This window comes from Bacillus sp. FSL W8-0640 (genome assembly GCF_038007725.1).
GTDB lineage: Bacteria > Bacillota > Bacilli > Bacillales > Bacillaceae_G > Bacillus_A > Bacillus_A cereus.
Genome location: NZ_JBBOXT010000001.1, coordinates 4,683,186 through 4,700,000, shown reverse-complemented (window position 1 = coordinate 4,700,000; position 16,815 = coordinate 4,683,186). Strand labels below are relative to the sequence as shown.

Genomic DNA, 16,815 nt, shown 5'->3' with positions numbered 1-16,815 from the left:
AGGGTGAAGTTCAGGTAACACTGAATGGAGGCCCGAACCCACGCACGTTGAAAAGTGCGGGGATGAGGTGTGGGTAGCGGAGAAATTCCAATCGAACCTGGAGATAGCTGGTTCTCCCCGAAATAGCTTTAGGGCTAGCCTTAAGTGTAAGAGTCTTGGAGGTAGAGCACTGATTGGACTAGGGGTCCTCATCGGATTACCGAATTCAGTCAAACTCCGAATGCCAATGACTTATCCTTAGGAGTCAGACTGCGAGTGATAAGATCCGTAGTCAAAAGGGAAACAGCCCAGACCGCCAGCTAAGGTCCCAAAGTGTGTATTAAGTGGAAAAGGATGTGGAGTTGCTTAGACAACTAGGATGTTGGCTTAGAAGCAGCCACCATTTAAAGAGTGCGTAATAGCTCACTAGTCGAGTGACTCTGCGCCGAAAATGTACCGGGGCTAAATACACCACCGAAGCTGCGGATTGATACCAATGGTATCAGTGGTAGGGGAGCGTTCTAAGGACAGTGAAGTCAGACCGTAAGGACTGGTGGAGTGCTTAGAAGTGAGAATGCCGGTATGAGTAGCGAAAGACGGGTGAGAATCCCGTCCACCGAATGCCTAAGGTTTCCTGAGGAAGGCTCGTCCGCTCAGGGTTAGTCAGGACCTAAGCCGAGGCCGACAGGCGTAGGCGATGGACAACAGGTTGATATTCCTGTACCACCTCTTTATCGTTTGAGCAATGGAGGGACGCAGAAGGATAGAAGAAGCGTGCGATTGGTTGTGCACGTCCAAGCAGTTAGGCTGATAAGTAGGCAAATCCGCTTATCATAAAGGCTGAGCTGTGATGGGGAAGCTCCTTATGGAGCGAAGTCTTTGATTCCCCGCTGCCAAGAAAAGCTTCTAGCGAGATAAAAGGTGCCTGTACCGCAAACCGACACAGGTAGGCGAGGAGAGAATCCTAAGGTGTGCGAGAGAACTCTGGTTAAGGAACTCGGCAAAATGACCCCGTAACTTCGGGAGAAGGGGTGCTTTCTTAACGGAAAGCCGCAGTGAATAGGCCCAAGCGACTGTTTAGCAAAAACACAGCTCTCTGCGAAGCCGTAAGGCGAAGTATAGGGGGTGACACCTGCCCGGTGCTGGAAGGTTAAGGAGAGGGGTTAGCGTAAGCGAAGCTCTGAACTGAAGCCCCAGTAAACGGCGGCCGTAACTATAACGGTCCTAAGGTAGCGAAATTCCTTGTCGGGTAAGTTCCGACCCGCACGAAAGGTGTAACGATTTGGGCACTGTCTCAACCAGAGACTCGGTGAAATTATAGTACCTGTGAAGATGCAGGTTACCCGCGACAGGACGGAAAGACCCCGTGGAGCTTTACTGTAGCCTGATATTGAATTTTGGTACAGTTTGTACAGGATAGGCGGGAGCCATTGAAACCGGAGCGCTAGCTTCGGTGGAGGCGCTGGTGGGATACCGCCCTGACTGTATTGAAATTCTAACCTACGGGTCTTATCGACCCGGGAGACAGTGTCAGGTGGGCAGTTTGACTGGGGCGGTCGCCTCCTAAAGTGTAACGGAGGCGCCCAAAGGTTCCCTCAGAATGGTTGGAAATCATTCGTAGAGTGCAAAGGCATAAGGGAGCTTGACTGCGAGACCTACAAGTCGAGCAGGGACGAAAGTCGGGCTTAGTGATCCGGTGGTTCCGCATGGAAGGGCCATCGCTCAACGGATAAAAGCTACCCCGGGGATAACAGGCTTATCTCCCCCAAGAGTCCACATCGACGGGGAGGTTTGGCACCTCGATGTCGGCTCATCGCATCCTGGGGCTGTAGTCGGTCCCAAGGGTTGGGCTGTTCGCCCATTAAAGCGGTACGCGAGCTGGGTTCAGAACGTCGTGAGACAGTTCGGTCCCTATCCGTCGTGGGCGTAGGAAATTTGAGAGGAGCTGTCCTTAGTACGAGAGGACCGGGATGGACGCACCGCTGGTGTACCAGTTGTTCTGCCAAGGGCATAGCTGGGTAGCTATGTGCGGAAGGGATAAGTGCTGAAAGCATCTAAGCATGAAGCCCCCTCAAGATGAGATTTCCCATAGCGTAAGCTAGTAAGATCCCTGAAAGATGATCAGGTTGATAGGTTCGAGGTGGAAGCATGGTGACATGTGGAGCTGACGAATACTAATAGATCGAGGACTTAACCATATAATATGAAGCAATGTTATCTAGTTTTGAAAGAATATAAAAAACTTGTTGACTTTCAAAAGTAAATGAGTTACAATAATTCTTGTCTTAAATGAATACAGTCTGGTAATGATGGCAGAGAGGTCACACCCGTTCCCATACCGAACACGGAAGTTAAGCTCTCTAGCGCCGATGGTAGTTGGGACCTTGTCCCTGTGAGAGTAGGACGTTGCCAGGCAAATGGAGGATTAGCTCAGCTGGGAGAGCACCTGCCTTACAAGCAGGGGGTCGGCGGTTCGATCCCGTCATCCTCCACCATTTAGCCGACTTAGCTCAATTGGTAGAGCAACTGACTTGTAATCAGTAGGTTGGGGGTTCAAGTCCTCTAGTCGGCACCAGAAATCATGGCGGTTGTGGCGAAGTGGTTAACGCACCGGATTGTGGCTCCGGCATTCGTGGGTTCGATTCCCATCAGTCGCCCCATTTTTCTTAAATAAATTAATATGCGGGTGTGGCGGAATTGGCAGACGCACCAGACTTAGGATCTGGCGCCTTTGGCGTGGGGGTTCGACTCCCTTCACCCGCACTTTTAATTAAATAACTCATACATGTCTTGCGGAAGTAGTTCAGTGGTAGAATACAACCTTGCCAAGGTTGGGGTCGCGGGTTCGAATCCCGTCTTCCGCTCCAATTTTCAATATGACATGCCGGGGTGGCGGAACAGGCAGACGCACAGGACTTAAAATCCTGCGGTGGGTGACCACCGTGCGGGTTCGACCCCCGCCCTCGGCACCATATGCGCCCGTAGCTCAATTGGATAGAGCGTTTGACTACGGATCAAGAGGTTAGGGGTTCGACTCCTCTCGGGCGCGCTTTTATTAACGGGAAGTGGCTCAGCTTGGTAGAGCACCTGGTTTGGGACCAGGGGGTCGCAGGTTCAAATCCTGTCTTCCCGATATTCCTAAAAAACATGGGGCCTTAGCTCAGCTGGGAGAGCGCCTGCCTTGCACGCAGGAGGTCAGCGGTTCGATCCCGCTAGGCTCCACTTATATTAATATCATTTATGGCGGTGTAGCTCAGCTGGCTAGAGCGTACGGTTCATACCCGTGAGGTCGGGGGTTCGATCCCCTCCGCCGCTACCATAAAGGACCTTTAGCTCAGCTGGTTAGAGCAGACGGCTCATAACCGTCCGGTCGTAGGTTCGAGTCCTACAAGGTCCACCATTAGACGTATATATCTCGGAGGTATACCCAAGTTCGGCTGAAGGGATCGGTCTTGAAAACCGACAGGCGGCGAGAGTCGCGCGGGGGTTCGAATCCCTCTACCTCCTCCATTTTTTCTAAAGTGAATATTTTATCATCGCGGGGTGGAGCAGCACGGTAGCTCGTCGGGCTCATAACCCGAAGGTCGCAGGTTCAAATCCTGTCCCCGCAACCAAATGGTCCCGTGGTGTAGTGGTTAACATGCCTGCCTGTCACGCAGGAGATCGCCGGTTCGACCCCGGTCGGGACCGCCATTTTTTACATAAAGGCTCGGTAGCTCAGTCGGTAGAGCAGAGGACTGAAAATCCTCGTGTCGGCGGTTCGATTCCGTCCCGAGCCACCATTTTGAAATCACGAGCCGACTTAGCTCAATTGGTAGAGCAACTGACTTGTAATCAGTAGGTTGGGGGTTCAAGTCCTCTAGTCGGCACCACTTTCAAAATGAGCCATTAGCTCAGTTGGTAGAGCATCTGACTTTTAATCAGAGGGTCGAAGGTTCGAGTCCTTCATGGCTCACCATTTACAATTTAATGCGGGTGTAGTTTAGTGGTAAAACAAGAGCCTTCCAAGCTCTGGTCGAGAGTTCGATTCTCTTCACCCGCTTTTCAATTATGGGCCTATAGCTCAGCTGGTTAGAGCGCACGCCTGATAAGCGTGAGGTCGATGGTTCGAGTCCATTTAGGCCCACCATAATTGTTCCGCAGTAGCTCAGTGGTAGAGCTATCGGCTGTTAACCGATCGGTCGTAGGTTCGAGTCCTACCTGCGGAGCCATATTTATAGAGAAGTACCCAAGTGGCTCAAGGGGCTCCCCTGCTAAGGGAGTAGATCGCGAACGCGGTGCGAGGGTTCGAATCCCTTCTTCTCTGCCAGAACTGGCCCGTTGGTCAAGTGGTTAAGACACCGCCCTTTCACGGCGGTAACACGGGTTCGAATCCCGTACGGGTCATACTAAAAGAGATAGCATAATCTGCTATCTCTTTTTTGTTGTATAAAAGTGAACTTTGGATAGTCTGCTTTTTTATGCAATAGAAGAAATATGAAGTATGGGCTGTTGCAGTTGGGTATATAGAGCGGTAAATACAATCATGTTGTTTATTTGGGCCTGTATGAATATGAAGGAACTATCTATCTAAAATGATACCTCAAGTTGAACTTTTACCCCAGCTGTATGGCTGTAGCCTCCTACACTTGGAGAAACGGATGAAAATACATCCGGGAGCTACTGTGGAAAATAAATAATATATAGAAGAAGCTGCCTCTCAATAGGGTGACCTACTGGAGACAGCTTTTTTATGTTGTCATTATTGTCGAGTTTTGTCGGTAAGTCGATATATTGCAAAAATCGCTGATATAATTTGAGTTACGATCGATAAATTTTAATAATCGCTGATATAATTTCACTTACCGATAAAAACCACAAGAAAAACCCTTTCACAATCTAAAGAAAACGCCTCCATTGAAATGGATTCCACACCTATTCCAATAACTTTACACTCTATGTGAAAAAGTTCACAAATAGGTCATAATTTGTGAAGTAATTCACAATAATACGTGCTACAATATGAATGTAAAGAAGTTAAACAACATTAAATTAGTATTTTAATTAATTACTTAAACAATCATAAAAAAATATATGTGAACAATAGAGAGGGAAATTACCATGAAAAAAGGTATCAATCGTGTAGTATTAGTAGGAACAGGAGCTGTAGGTTGTAGTTACGCTTACTCAATGATCAACCAAGGTGTAGCTGAAGAATTCGTATTAGTAGATGTTAATGAAGCAAAAGCAGAAGGGGAAGCAATGGACTTAAGCCATGCGGTACCATTCTCTCCATCACCAACAAAAGTTTGGAGCGGTAGCTATGCAGATTGTAAAGATGCAGATTTAGTTGTTATCACTGCTGGGTTACCACAAAAGCCAGGTGAAACTCGTTTAGACTTAGTTGAGAAAAATACAAAGATCTTTAAACAAATCGTTCGCTGCATTATGGATAGCGGATTCGATGGAATCTTCTTAATCGCAACTAATCCAGTTGATATTTTAACTTACGTAACTTGGAAAGAATCTGGTTTACCGAAAGAGCGCGTAATCGGTTCTGGTACTACTTTAGACTCTGCTCGTTTCCGTTACATGTTAGGTGACTACTTAGATGTAGATCCACGTAACGTTCATGCTTACATCGTTGGTGAACACGGTGACACTGAACTTCCAGTATGGAGCCACGCTACTATCGGTGTACAAAAATTAGAAACAATCTTAGCTAACAACGAACAGTACAAACAAGAAGACTTAGACAAAATCTTCGAAAACGTACGTGATGCAGCTTACCATATCATCGAGCGTAAAGGTGCAACTTACTACGGAATCGGTATGTCACTACTTCGTGTAACTAAAGCAATCTTAAACAACGAGAACAGCGTATTAACTGTATCTGCATACCTTGAAGGTCAATACGGCGAGAAAGATGCTTACGTAGGTGTTCCAGCTGTAATTAACCGCGAAGGTGTACGTGAAATCGTAGAACTTGAGCTAAATGAAGAGGAAAAAGTGAAGTTCGCTCATTCTGTAAAAGTATTAAAAGAAACAATGGCACCAGTACTATAATAATTGCTAAATAATTCAGAGGTGGGAAACTGCTTCTTACCTCTGAACTTATATAATTTAATATAAATTCCTTTTCCGGTTTCCCTTGTATATCCCCAATATACCCCTTTTGCTGGATAAGGGTTGTTTATAGAAAAGAGCACTCTATTTTACGTAGAGTGCTCTTTATTATTCCGCTATTTGCCGGGCAGTAAAAACCCACTGATTAAAGTTTCATTTTATTATTTTTTAGGTGTTAATCCTAATTTCTTTAAAATATCTGCCAGTGTACCGCTTTTGGATTTTTCTACAGGTGTTTGTGATTTAGATGCATCTGGACCTTTTTTCAAGAAGTTCCTTTCAACGAAGCGAATATCTTTTTCGTCGACAATACCATCTTTATTAAGGTCTCCGTCTTTTACAGTTACTCCTTTTTTACCATAGTTGCTAGCGATAATTTCAGCATCTTTAATATCGATTACTTTATCAGCATTTACATCGCCGGTAAGGTTTTCGTCAGGTCTTGCATAATAATATTGGCCAAGCAGCTTACCGTCTTTTTCAGTACCAAGTTTCGTTGTTAGGCGGCTTGTTAAATGTCCTGGCACCTCTACATATAAGTTATAGTCGCGTTTATTAACTGGAAGTCCATTTAGTTTGAAGTATCCGTATTTATCTAGTGAGCCTTCAAACTTATGACGGTAAGAATCAGTCGCATATACTTTTACGCCAAGCTTTGTATAATCGAACTTTTCATCTAAATATTCGCGTTCATTTAAGAACGCACCAGGTTTAATATTTCCTTCTACTAGTGAGTTTAAGGACATAACTGAGAATGTTTGATCTTGAAGTACACGCATTCTATTTGGTTCTGATTCACCTTGTTTCCAGTAAACAAAAATTGGTGACTCTAATTGAGCGTTTGCTTCATAAAATTCATCATTTTCTACTTTGAAAGTTACATCAATGAACGGGAAATCACCATCTAATCCAGCAAAGTTTTTGTCATCGATAGCGCCGCCAACTGTAACAGAACCTGCCTCTAATTTCGGTTCATTTACTTTTGCGGTTACTCCTTTTTCGGAAAGTAGCTTTTCAAAAGCAGGATTAAATTTCGCATTTCAATAACATTGTGACAAAAAATATTGAGAAACATTTTTTTATGACAGATTATTTTGTTTTGATTTTGAGTGGAAAATAGCATGAAAAATAGGATAAACATAATAAAATAAAGGTTGAGAAAAAATAATTGGTAAAAATATAGAAGAATAATAAAGCGTTTTCAATTAATATTCGTCAAAATTCGATATTTTACACGGAAATGTGAAGAAAAACTAACATTTTTAAGAAAAAAACGAATGTTTTTTATAAATTAACAAGGATATTGCAGTTTTTCGCAGAAATAGTTAAAGTATAAAAAATTCTGTCATCTAAGTGAGGTGAGCATATTGAGTGTAATAAATTGTGAAGAAGTGAAACGAGATGAGTTTCATACAGAAAAGTACTATGAAAGTTATAACATCTTTGGTGCACATGTTGTGACGGAAGATGAGATTCAAGGGGTACGATTTACAGTCTGGGCTCCTCATGCGAAAGCAATGAGTGTTGTTGGAGATTTTAATGAGTGGGATTATGAGCAACATAAGATGCTACAAGTGACAGAAGAAGGGATTTGGTCCTTATTTATACCGCATATTGAAGAAGGAGAAATATATAAATATGCGATTGAAACGTTGGCTGGTGACGTCATTTTAAAGGCAGATCCGTATGCTATATATGCAGAAGTAAGACCGAATACGGCATCTGTAGTTTTTGATATAAAAGGATATGAATGGAATGATAAAAACTGGAATCGTAAGAAAAAGAAAAAACCGATTTATAAAGAAGCGATGACAGTTTATGAATTACATTTTGGTTCTTGGAAAAAGAAAGAAGATGGAACACTATATTCTTACAGGGAAATGGCAGAAGAACTCATTCCGTATGTGGTGGAACATCAATTTACACATATTGAAATTATGCCGCTTGTTGAGCATCCATATGATCGTTCTTGGGGATATCAAGGAACGGGATATTATGCAGCGACGAGTAGATTTGGTACACCGCATGATTTAATGTATTTTGTCGACGAATGTCATAAATATGGAATCGGTGTCATTTTAGATTGGGTACCGGGGCATTTTTGTAAAGATGCTCACGGTTTATATTTGTTTGATGGCACACCGACCTATGAATATAAAGATAAAGATGTACAAGAAAATCTAGTATGGGGAACTGTCAATTTTGATTTAGGAAAGAGAGAGGTACGTAATTTCTTAATTTCAAATGCGTTATTTTGGATGAGATATTTCCATATTGATGGTTTCAGAGTAGATGCAGTTGCGAACATGTTGTACTGGAATAAAGAAGGACAAGAGCAAAGTAATGAGTACGCTGTGTCATTTTTACGGGAGTTAAATGAAGCAGTGTTTGCAGAGGATGAAGATTTTCTTATGACGGCAGAGGATTCAACAGCTTGGCCACTTGTAACAGCACCAACGTATGAAGGTGGGCTTGGATTCAATTACAAATGGAATATGGGCTGGATGAATGACGTGCTGAAATATATGGAGTGTGCGCCAGAGTACAGAAAATATATTCATGAGAAAATGACGTTCTCTTTACTATATGCTTACTCTGAAAACTTCATATTACCCCTTTCTCATGATGAAGTCGTTCATGGGAAAAAGTCGTTATTAAATAAAATGCCAGGTGATTACTGGGATAAGTTTGCTCAGCTTCGTTTGTTATATGGATATTTCTTTACTCACCCAGGAAAGAAATTACTTTTCATGGGAGGAGAATTCGGGCAGTTTGATGAGTGGAAAGACCTTGAAGATTTAGATTGGAATTTACATGATTTTGAAATGCATCGTTATATGCATGATTACTTTAAAGAGCTCATAGCATTGTATAAGCGCTCAAAACCACTTTGGCAGCTTGATCATTCGCCTGAAGGTTTTCAGTGGATTGATGCTAATAATAACGAGCAAAGTATTTTCTCGTTTATCCGCCAAGGGGATAAACAAGAAGATGCGTTAGTTATCGTATGTAATTTTACGAAAGCTACATATGAAAACTATAAAGTAGGTGTACCAGATTTCGAGTATTATAACGAGATTTTAAACAGTGATGCACAGCAATATGGCGGTTCGGGACAAGTGAATAAGAAACGTCTTAAGACGATTCTAGAACCGTACCATAATCAAGCAGCACATGTAGAGATTACAATTCCACCATTTGGCGTATCCATATTACGACCAGTGAAGACGAGAAAGGGGAGCAAAAAACAAGATGGCTCAAAAACAAAAGTGCGTAGCAATGTTACTAGCAGGGGGAAAAGGTAGTCGTTTAAGTGCATTAACAAAGAATTTAGCCAAGCCAGCTGTTCCATTTGGTGGTAAATATCGCATTATTGATTTTACGCTAAGTAACTGTGCGAATTCTGGTATTGAAACGGTTGGGATTTTAACGCAATATCAACCACTCGAACTTCATAATTATATCGGAATCGGAAATGCGTGGGATTTAGACCGAGTAAACGGTGGGGTCACAGTCTTACCTCCTTATGCGGAGTCTTCAGGGGTTAAGTGGTATACAGGTACGGCAAGTGCCATTTATCAAAACTTAAACTATTTAAGTCAGTATGAACCGGAGTATGTTCTCATTTTATCAGGCGACCATATTTATAAAATGGATTACAGTAAGATGCTAGATTACCATATTCAGAAAGAATCGGACGTATCCATTTCTGTTATTGAAGTACCTTGGGATGAAGCGAGTCGCTTTGGCATTATGAATACAAATGAAGAAATGGAGATTGTTGAGTTTGAAGAGAAACCACAATTTCCAAGAAGTAATCTTGCATCAATGGGAATCTATATTTTTAATTGGTCAATTTTGAAAGAGTATTTAGAGATGGATGCAAGAAACCCTGAATCTAGTAACGATTTTGGAAAAGACGTACTTCCGCTTTTATTGGATGAAGGGAAGAAGCTAATGGCGTATCCTTTTGAAGGATATTGGAAAGATGTTGGAACGGTGAAGAGCTTATGGGAAGCGAATATGGATTTGCTTCGCGATGAAACATCACTGAATTTAAACGATCGTAATTGGCGTATTTACTCTGTCAATCCAAACGAACCGCCTCAATATATTGCTGAAAAGGCGAAAGTAGAAGAATCGCTTATTAACGAAGGGTGCGTCATTGAAGGGGACGTGAAGCATTCTGTGTTATTCCAAGGAGTGACGGTGGAAGAAGGAAGTATGGTGATTGATTCTGTCGTTATGCCAGGGGCTAAGATTGGTAAAAATGTTGTGATTGAAAGAGCGATTGTTGGATCAGAAATGGTTATCGAGGATGGAACAATCATTCGTCCAGAAAAGAATGTTGACGATGTAGTATTAATTGCTGAAGGGAAATAGAAAAGGGGGATGAAATGAATGGGAGAAAAAATGTTAGGAATTATTAATGCAACGGGAAGTTTTCCTTCCTTAAAGAAAGTAACAGGGCATCGTTCACTAGCGGCGTTACCGTTTGGGGGCCGTTATCGACTCATTGATTTCATGCTTTCAAATATGGTGAATTCTAGTATTCATAGTGTGGCAGTTTTTACAAGCCATAAAAATCGTTCGTTAATGGACCATGTTGGTTCAGGAAAACAGTGGGATTTAGATAGAAAAAGAGACGGACTATTTTTATTCCCGCCAAATTGCCAATGTGACCAAGATGAATTTGGGTCTTTTGCACACTTTAGAAGACATATTGATTATTTTCTAAGAAGCAGAGAAGAGTACGTTGTTATTACGAATAGCCATCTCGTAACAGCATTAAATTTTCAAGCGGTGTTAGAGCGGCATATACATACGGCAGCTGATATTACGGAAGTTTGCCATGAAGGGGTTTCACTTCAAACATATGTGTTAAAGAAACAATTATTGTTAGACTTATTTGAGTCATATAAAGATGTGGAACAATACAGTTTATTTGATGTAGTGAGAGAAAAGCGCGGGAAATCATTACACATTGCTACATATGAACATACTGGATATGTAGCAATTATTGACTCGATTGAAAGTTACTATAAACATAGCTTAGAAATTTTGCAACCTGCTATTTGGAAGCAATTATTTAAGAAAGAAGCACCGATCTTTACGAAAGTAAAAGATGAGCCACCAACTCGTTATTTAAAGGGTGCAATCGTGAAAAATACAATGATTGCAAACGGTAGTATTATTGAAGGGGAAGTCGAAAACAGTGTTGTTTCCCGTTCAGTTAAAATTGGAAAAGGTTCAATTATTCGTAACAGTATTATTATGCAAAAGAGCCAAATTGGAGATAACTGTATAATAGATGGTGTTATTATTGATAAAGACGTGAAAATTGGTGACGGTGTCGTATTAAAAGGAAACGCCGATGGGCCGTATGTTGTAGAAAAAGGAAGCGTACAAAACAGTACGATTAATAGTTATTCTTAAAAGAATCAGTGGGGGTCTTCCTCCACTGATTAAAGTTTTAATTCAAATGAAAACTCGAAGGGAGGAAGCTGCAAGAGGAGTAATAAAAACTTTTCGCGCAGTGGGACAACAAGTGAATATTTTATTTGCAGTATCAGAATGTGTACCGTTTGTGAAATCGGGAGGATTAGCTGATGTAGCGGGTGCGCTCCCAAAAGAGCTGAAAAAATTAGGAGTGGACGTTCGTATTATACTTCCGAATTATAGCCTCATTCCGCAAAAGTTAAGAGATGGATGTACGTTACATAAAGTAATTAACGTCCCGCTTGGGTGGAGAAATCAATATTGTGGAATTTTAAAAGGTGAGCAAGACGGAATTACGTATTACTTAATAGATAATGAATATTATTTTAAGAGAGATTCTCTGTATGGTCATTATGATGACGGAGAGCGTTTTTCTTATTTCTCAAAAGCGGTGTTAGAGTGTATTTCGCACCTTGATTTTGAAGTGGATGTTCTTCATAGCCACGATTGGCATACGGCTATGGTTAATTTCTTACTTCGTGAAAAGTATCAAGATAACCCGTTATATGAGCGTATTAAAACGGTATATACAATTCATAACTTACAGTTCCAAGGTGTATTTCCTCCTGAAGTAATGTACGACTTGTTAGAACTTGGTGATGAATATTTCCACAGTGAGCAGTTAGAGTTTTATGGGAATGTGAACTTTATGAAGGGCGGTATTATCGCTTCGGATCAAATTACAGCGGTGAGCCCGACATATAAAGAAGAAATTCAATATGAATTTTTCGGTGAGAAGTTAGATGGATTACTGCGAAAATATAATGATAAGCTTAGCGGCATTGTAAATGGTATTGATACGAGCGTATATAATCCAGAAACGGATTCGTATATTAAGGCTCAGTATGATGCAGAGTCATTATATGAAAAGAGTGAAAATAAACGCGCCTTGCAGCGTTATTTTGGTTTGCCAGAAAAAGAGGATACACCAATTATTTCAATGGTAACGAGATTAACGAAGCAAAAAGGTCTTGATTTAGTACGTACTGTATTCCGCGAACTAATGGAAGAAGATGTACAATGTATTATTTTAGGTTCAGGTGATTCGGAATATGAGCAATTCTTTGAGTGGATGGCATATGAGTATCCGGAGAAGGTAAAAGTTTATATCGGATTTAATGAAGAATTAGCTCACCAAGTGTATGCGGGAAGCGATTTGTTTTTAATGCCATCGCTGTTTGAACCGTGTGGACTTGGACAACTTATCGCATTAGCGTACGGTACGATTCCAATTGTAAGAGAAACAGGTGGATTAAACGATACGGTACATTCTTATGATGAAGAAACAGGCGAAGGAAATGGTTTCAGTTTCACGAATTTTAATGCACATGACATGCTGCATACGATTCATCGTGCAATTGAATTCTATCACGATAAACCGGTATGGGAGCAGCTTGTAAAACAAGCGATGACTGAAGATTACAGCTGGGAGCAATCGGCTCTTGCTTATAAGGAATTATATAAAAGTCTCATGGAATAACATGTAGGTGGTGAAAAAATGTTTACTCATGTTGAAAGTTTTAAATCAACTTTTCTAGAAAAGTTAGAGACGATGTATGGTAAAAGTTTTAAAGATTCTACAACTCGTGATCAATATAATACACTCGGCCATATGGTACGTGAGTATATGAATAGTCAATGGATTGCAACGAATGAGAGTTATCGATCCGGAGAGCAAAAGCAAATGTATTACTTGTCTATTGAGTTTTTGCTTGGACGTTTGCTTGGAAGTAACATCTTGAATTTAGGTATTAGAGATGTATGCGAGCAAGGGTTATCTGAACTAGGGATTTCGTTACAAGAGTTAGAAGAAGTGGAAGCAGATGCAGGCCTTGGTAATGGTGGGCTTGGACGCTTAGCAGCCTGTTTTCTCGATTCACTTGCATCTTTAAACTTGCCAGGACACGGCTGTGGAATTCGTTATAAACATGGTTTGTTTGATCAGAAAATTGTTGATGGTTATCAAGTCGAATTTCCAGAACAGTGGCTTCTTCATGAAAACGTATGGGAAGTAAGAAGGCATGATCAAGCTGTAGAAGTAAGTTATTTCGGCAGTGTTGAACCGCTAGAAATTGACGGGCGTTTAGAGTTTAGGCATACAAATGCAGAAGTCATTATGGCCGTGCCATATGATGTGCCGGTAGTTGGCTATGAGACGAGTACTGTAAATACACTTAGACTTTGGAATGCTGAACCAGTTCCTTTCCCGCAAAACTGCAAAGATATTTTGAAATATAAGCGTGAAACAGAGGCTGTATCGGAGTTTTTATATCCAGATGATACGCATGATGAGGGAAAAATACTTCGTTTAAAACAACAGTATTTCCTCGTATCAGCAAGTTTGCAAAATATCGTTCGAATGCATAGAGAAAGATACGGTGACCTTCGTCAACTACATGAAAAAATTGCGATCCACATTAACGATACACATCCGGTTTTAGCAATTCCGGAACTGATGCGTATTTTACTAGACGAAGAAAAGTTAGCATGGGAAGAAGCTTGGCACATAACGACGCAGACGATTTCTTATACGAATCATACGACGTTATCAGAAGCGCTCGAAAAGTGGCCAATTCACATTTTTAAACCGTTATTACCGAGAATTTATATGATTATTGAAGAGATTAATGAACGTTTCTGTCATGAACTGTGGGAACAGTATCCGTATGAGTGGGATCGTATTGAAGCAATGGCGATTATTGCACATGACCTTGTGAAAATGGCTCATTTAGCGATTGTCGGTAGCCATAGCGTAAACGGTGTAGCGAAAATTCATACGGAAATATTAAAGCAGCGGGAAATGCGATTGTTTTATGAATTTTATCCAGATAAGTTTAATAATAAGACGAATGGAATTGCTCATAGGCGCTGGCTTATGAAAGCAAATCCACAGTTAACAAATCTCATTTCAGAGGCGATTGGAACAGAGTGGAAGAAAGAACCGATTAAGCTTCAAGAGCTACAATTAGTTCAATATGATGCGAGTTTCCAAGAGAAATTTGCAGAGGTAAAACAAGAGCGTAAAGAGATTTTAGCGGAGCGTATTCATAATACAATGGGGATTACCATTGATCCAAATTCTATTTTTGATGTGCAAGTGAAAAGATTACATGCTTACAAACGACAATTATTAAATGTTCTTCATATTTTATATTTGTATAACCGTTTGAAAGAGGATGCTAGTTTTACATTTTATCCGCGTACTTTTATTTTTGGAGCGAAAGCATCACCTGGCTATTATTACGCGAAAAAAATTATTAAATTAATAAATGAACTCGCAAGAAAAGTAAATAATGACCCGTATGTCAGTCAATATATGAAAGTTATCTTTCTAGAAAACTATCGAGTTTCTTTAGCAGAAGATATATTCCCGGCAGCGGATGTAAGTGAACAAATTTCAACGGCGAGTAAAGAAGCATCGGGAACAGGTAATATGAAATTTATGATGAATGGTGCGATTACACTCGGAACGCTAGACGGTGCTAACGTTGAAATAAAAGACCGGGTCGGTGATGATAACTGTTTCATTTTCGGTTTAACAGCCGAAGAGGTTCTTCATTACTATCAAAATGGTGGATATCGTGCAAGTGATTATTATCACCACAATGGGCACATTAAAAAGGTAGTAGATCAGTTAACGAATGGTTTCTTTGCACAGTCGGGAGCCGAATTTGAAACAATTTACGATTCTCTCGTTATTCAAAATGATGAATATTTCGTTCTGCGAGATTTTGGTCCATATGCTGAAAGACAAGAAGCTGTCGGTAGAGCTTATGAGAACCGAACGAAGTGGCTAGAAATGTCGATTTTAAATATTGCACAGTCTGGTCATTTTGCGAGCGATCGAACGATTTTGCAGTACAGTAATGAAATTTGGGGTATTGGTAATGCAGTTAAACAGTTTTAAAGAGGTTGCTATATTGGGAGATATATTATCGATTTACCAACAGAAATGGATATTAATAAATAAAACGTGCTTAATAAAATTAAGCTCGTTTTATTTATTTTGCTTAAGAAAGAAATGGAACAGTGGTATATATGATACCTGCCCCATCATACTCTCCTGTCGCAAAGTATGAAAATGTAAAGAAACCTGTAACCGTAAAAATTATAATAAGGAAAAATGCGAAGATAAATTTTAACATGTAAGGTCCCCTCATCCAAAAATAACTTCATAGATTATTATAGTATACGAATATTTTATTTCCAATTGTTTACTGGTTAAAAATGAGAAGTCAGACATGTTTTGTATGTTGTAATGGAATGATTATTTGTAATGGATTTTGTGTTTTTTGTAAATGTCATGTTGTGATGGACGTGTGCATACTCCCAATCATGATCATTAAAATTTATGTTTCGGGGAGGGAGAAGTGGGACGACATCGAATAAGTTGACGAAACGAAAGCTACTAGCTACTTGTAGTTTATAATAATTTCGAAAAGCGATATCTCCTACTTTTGGAGAAGCGAATGTATAAAGTCCATACTGTGCGAAGGCAGTATTTATACGTGCATCTAATATGTGTAATGTGGCAAGCGCGCCACCTAGACTATGCCCAGTAGCTAGCAGTTTTTTATGTGCTGGCAATGATACGAGCATATCCATAATAGAATCACGACAAGACTCATAAATAGAGAGAAAACCGTTATGGACATTTCCGCCATTTAAAGCATAAGGATAAGGTTTTTGATTGACGAGAGAATCAATAATCCAATCTGGATCTGTTTGAGTGCCTCTGAAGGCAACGATAATTGTATCCTCAGATTCTAATATAAATCCGAACCATTCTGTTGTTTGAATTGCCTTTCCTTGAAAACCTTGTACATATTGAAAACCATCTGGTATTTCGAAAATACCATTTTGTTTATATTGTTCATACGTTAACTCACAACAAGAAGCTAACAGTATGGCAGTTTCTTTATCAAAGGATAAAGGAGTACGCATTAAGGTAGCCCTCCTTAAGAAAAGGTATAGTTTAATATATGCGGTGAGGAACTTGATTCATTCTTTTGGAGGTGGGGAATAGCTTGTATCGCTTACCTAAATCAGTGGAGGAAATTATAATGTCAAAATAAAACAGTGCCTGATAAGGACACTGTTTACTCTTTTTCATCTCAAGGAATCGACTTTTTTAGTTATTCTTAATGAACTGACGCATGCGTTAGTTGCATAAGTAAGAGGTTTGAAAAAATAGCCTGTATATATTTGAATGATGAATAACTTACCTATTTT

The 16,815-nt window shown here is 40.5% G+C and carries 8 protein-coding genes, 22 tRNA genes, 2 rRNA genes and 2 pseudogenes (1 of these 34 cut by a window edge); 30 read left to right on the top strand and 4 right to left on the bottom strand.

The window, feature by feature from the left end; all coding sequences use genetic code 11:
* The 24 genes from N2V80_RS24430 to N2V80_RS24315 all read left to right on the top strand — a co-directional run.
* Positions 1 to 2,177 (top strand): 23S ribosomal RNA (locus N2V80_RS24430) (it extends 744 nt beyond the left edge of the window).
* A gap of 101 nt (positions 2,178 to 2,278) precedes the next feature.
* Positions 2,279 to 2,394, top strand: a 5S ribosomal RNA gene (gene rrf, locus N2V80_RS24425).
* A 4-nt stretch (positions 2,395 to 2,398) separates the two neighbouring features.
* A tRNA-Val gene (locus tag N2V80_RS24420) sits at positions 2,399 to 2,474 on the top strand.
* 4 nt (positions 2,475 to 2,478) lie between these two features.
* Positions 2,479 to 2,554, top strand: a tRNA-Thr gene (locus tag N2V80_RS24415).
* A gap of 9 nt (positions 2,555 to 2,563) precedes the next feature.
* Positions 2,564 to 2,639, top strand: a tRNA-His gene (locus N2V80_RS24410).
* 22 nt (positions 2,640 to 2,661) lie between these two features.
* Positions 2,662 to 2,742 (top strand) — tRNA-Leu (locus tag N2V80_RS24405).
* A 29-nt stretch (positions 2,743 to 2,771) separates the two neighbouring features.
* Positions 2,772 to 2,846, top strand: a tRNA-Gly gene (locus N2V80_RS24400).
* 16 nt (positions 2,847 to 2,862) lie between these two features.
* Positions 2,863 to 2,951: transfer RNA gene (locus N2V80_RS24395), tRNA-Leu, on the top strand.
* A gap of 3 nt (positions 2,952 to 2,954) precedes the next feature.
* Positions 2,955 to 3,028: transfer RNA gene (locus tag N2V80_RS24390), tRNA-Arg, on the top strand.
* 10 nt (positions 3,029 to 3,038) lie between these two features.
* Positions 3,039 to 3,112, top strand: a tRNA-Pro gene (locus N2V80_RS24385).
* A 16-nt stretch (positions 3,113 to 3,128) separates the two neighbouring features.
* Positions 3,129 to 3,201: transfer RNA gene (locus N2V80_RS24380), tRNA-Ala, on the top strand.
* A gap of 20 nt (positions 3,202 to 3,221) precedes the next feature.
* A tRNA-Met gene (locus tag N2V80_RS24375) sits at positions 3,222 to 3,298 on the top strand.
* 4 nt (positions 3,299 to 3,302) lie between these two features.
* Positions 3,303 to 3,379: transfer RNA gene (locus tag N2V80_RS24370), tRNA-Ile, on the top strand.
* A gap of 17 nt (positions 3,380 to 3,396) precedes the next feature.
* Positions 3,397 to 3,489 (top strand) — tRNA-Ser (locus tag N2V80_RS24365).
* A gap of 27 nt (positions 3,490 to 3,516) precedes the next feature.
* Positions 3,517 to 3,593 (top strand) — tRNA-Met (locus N2V80_RS24360).
* 3 nt (positions 3,594 to 3,596) lie between these two features.
* Positions 3,597 to 3,672 (top strand) — tRNA-Asp (locus N2V80_RS24355).
* A gap of 13 nt (positions 3,673 to 3,685) precedes the next feature.
* A tRNA-Phe gene (locus N2V80_RS24350) sits at positions 3,686 to 3,761 on the top strand.
* 14 nt (positions 3,762 to 3,775) lie between these two features.
* Positions 3,776 to 3,851, top strand: a tRNA-Thr gene (locus N2V80_RS24345).
* A 10-nt stretch (positions 3,852 to 3,861) separates the two neighbouring features.
* A tRNA-Lys gene (locus N2V80_RS24340) sits at positions 3,862 to 3,937 on the top strand.
* A gap of 13 nt (positions 3,938 to 3,950) precedes the next feature.
* Positions 3,951 to 4,021, top strand: a tRNA-Gly gene (locus tag N2V80_RS24335).
* 10 nt (positions 4,022 to 4,031) lie between these two features.
* Positions 4,032 to 4,108: transfer RNA gene (locus N2V80_RS24330), tRNA-Ile, on the top strand.
* A gap of 7 nt (positions 4,109 to 4,115) precedes the next feature.
* Positions 4,116 to 4,190: transfer RNA gene (locus N2V80_RS24325), tRNA-Asn, on the top strand.
* A 7-nt stretch (positions 4,191 to 4,197) separates the two neighbouring features.
* Positions 4,198 to 4,288 (top strand) — tRNA-Ser (locus N2V80_RS24320).
* A gap of 5 nt (positions 4,289 to 4,293) precedes the next feature.
* Positions 4,294 to 4,365: transfer RNA gene (locus N2V80_RS24315), tRNA-Glu, on the top strand.
* Between the two features lie 97 nt (positions 4,366 to 4,462).
* On the opposite strand, the pseudogene N2V80_RS24310 reads toward N2V80_RS24315, so the two are convergent.
* A pseudogene (locus N2V80_RS24310) lies at positions 4,463 to 4,638 on the bottom strand (IS4 family transposase); the annotation flags it as partial.
* Positions 4,639 to 5,079: 441 nt separating this feature from the next.
* On the opposite strand from N2V80_RS24310, the gene N2V80_RS24305 reads away from it, so the two are divergent.
* On the top strand, positions 5,080 to 6,024 hold the full coding sequence (locus N2V80_RS24305) for an L-lactate dehydrogenase (RefSeq protein WP_061654869.1): 945 nt from the start codon (positions 5,080 to 5,082) through the stop codon (positions 6,022 to 6,024).
* Between the two features lie 221 nt (positions 6,025 to 6,245).
* Here the strand turns inward: N2V80_RS24305 and N2V80_RS24300 are convergent.
* Positions 6,246 to 7,124: pseudogene (locus N2V80_RS24300) on the bottom strand (dockerin type I domain-containing protein); the annotation flags it as partial.
* Positions 7,125 to 7,451: 327 nt separating this feature from the next.
* On the opposite strand from N2V80_RS24300, the gene glgB reads away from it, so the two are divergent.
* From glgB to glgP, 5 genes are all read left to right on the top strand, one after another.
* Positions 7,452 to 9,389, top strand: a complete 1,938-nt coding sequence (gene glgB / locus N2V80_RS24295) for a 1,4-alpha-glucan branching protein GlgB (protein ID WP_000111398.1) — start codon at positions 7,452 to 7,454, stop codon at positions 9,387 to 9,389.
* Positions 9,337 to 10,467, top strand: coding sequence for a glucose-1-phosphate adenylyltransferase (gene glgC / locus N2V80_RS24290; RefSeq protein WP_000057606.1), 1,131 nt, complete (start codon positions 9,337 to 9,339; stop codon positions 10,465 to 10,467). Before glgB ends, glgC begins: the two co-directional genes overlap by 53 nt.
* Positions 10,468 to 10,485: 18 nt before the next feature.
* The gene (gene glgD, locus N2V80_RS24285; RefSeq protein WP_061654868.1) at positions 10,486 to 11,520 is read left to right on the top strand and encodes a glucose-1-phosphate adenylyltransferase subunit GlgD; all 1,035 of its coding nucleotides are present in this window, start codon (positions 10,486 to 10,488) and stop codon (positions 11,518 to 11,520) included.
* A gap of 112 nt (positions 11,521 to 11,632) precedes the next feature.
* Entirely contained in the window at positions 11,633 to 13,063 is a 1,431-nt protein-coding gene (glgA, locus tag N2V80_RS24280; RefSeq protein WP_061654870.1) for a glycogen synthase GlgA, read from the top strand.
* An 18-nt stretch (positions 13,064 to 13,081) separates the two neighbouring features.
* Entirely contained in the window at positions 13,082 to 15,490 is a 2,409-nt protein-coding gene (glgP, locus tag N2V80_RS24275) for a glycogen phosphorylase (protein ID WP_061654867.1), read from the top strand.
* Positions 15,491 to 15,593: 103 nt separating this feature from the next.
* On the opposite strand, the gene N2V80_RS24270 is transcribed toward glgP, so the two are convergent.
* Positions 15,594 to 15,728 carry a hypothetical protein gene (locus N2V80_RS24270; protein WP_000911064.1) on the bottom strand — a complete coding sequence of 45 codons (135 nt, stop codon included), beginning with the start codon at positions 15,726 to 15,728 and terminating at the stop codon, positions 15,594 to 15,596.
* Positions 15,729 to 15,804: 76 nt separating this feature from the next.
* On the bottom strand, positions 15,805 to 16,527 hold the full coding sequence (locus tag N2V80_RS24265; protein WP_001260134.1) for a lipase family protein: 723 nt from the start codon (positions 16,525 to 16,527) through the stop codon (positions 15,805 to 15,807).
* Between the last annotated feature and the right edge of the window lie 288 nt (positions 16,528 to 16,815).

Coding starts and splice junctions, on each gene's coding strand:
- N2V80_RS24305 (WP_061654869.1), top strand. CDS start 5,080: ATGAAAAAAGGTATCAATCGTGTAGTATTAGTAGGAACAGGAGCTGTA.
- glgC (WP_000057606.1), top strand. CDS start 9,337: ATGGCTCAAAAACAAAAGTGCGTAGCAATGTTACTAGCAGGGGGAAAA.
- glgD (WP_061654868.1), top strand. CDS start 10,486: ATGGGAGAAAAAATGTTAGGAATTATTAATGCAACGGGAAGTTTTCCT.
- glgP (WP_061654867.1), top strand. CDS start 13,082: ATGTTTACTCATGTTGAAAGTTTTAAATCAACTTTTCTAGAAAAGTTA.
- N2V80_RS24270 (WP_000911064.1), bottom strand. CDS start 15,728: ATGTTAAAATTTATCTTCGCATTTTTCCTTATTATAATTTTTACGGTT.
- N2V80_RS24265 (WP_001260134.1), bottom strand. CDS start 16,527: ATGCGTACTCCTTTATCCTTTGATAAAGAAACTGCCATACTGTTAGCT.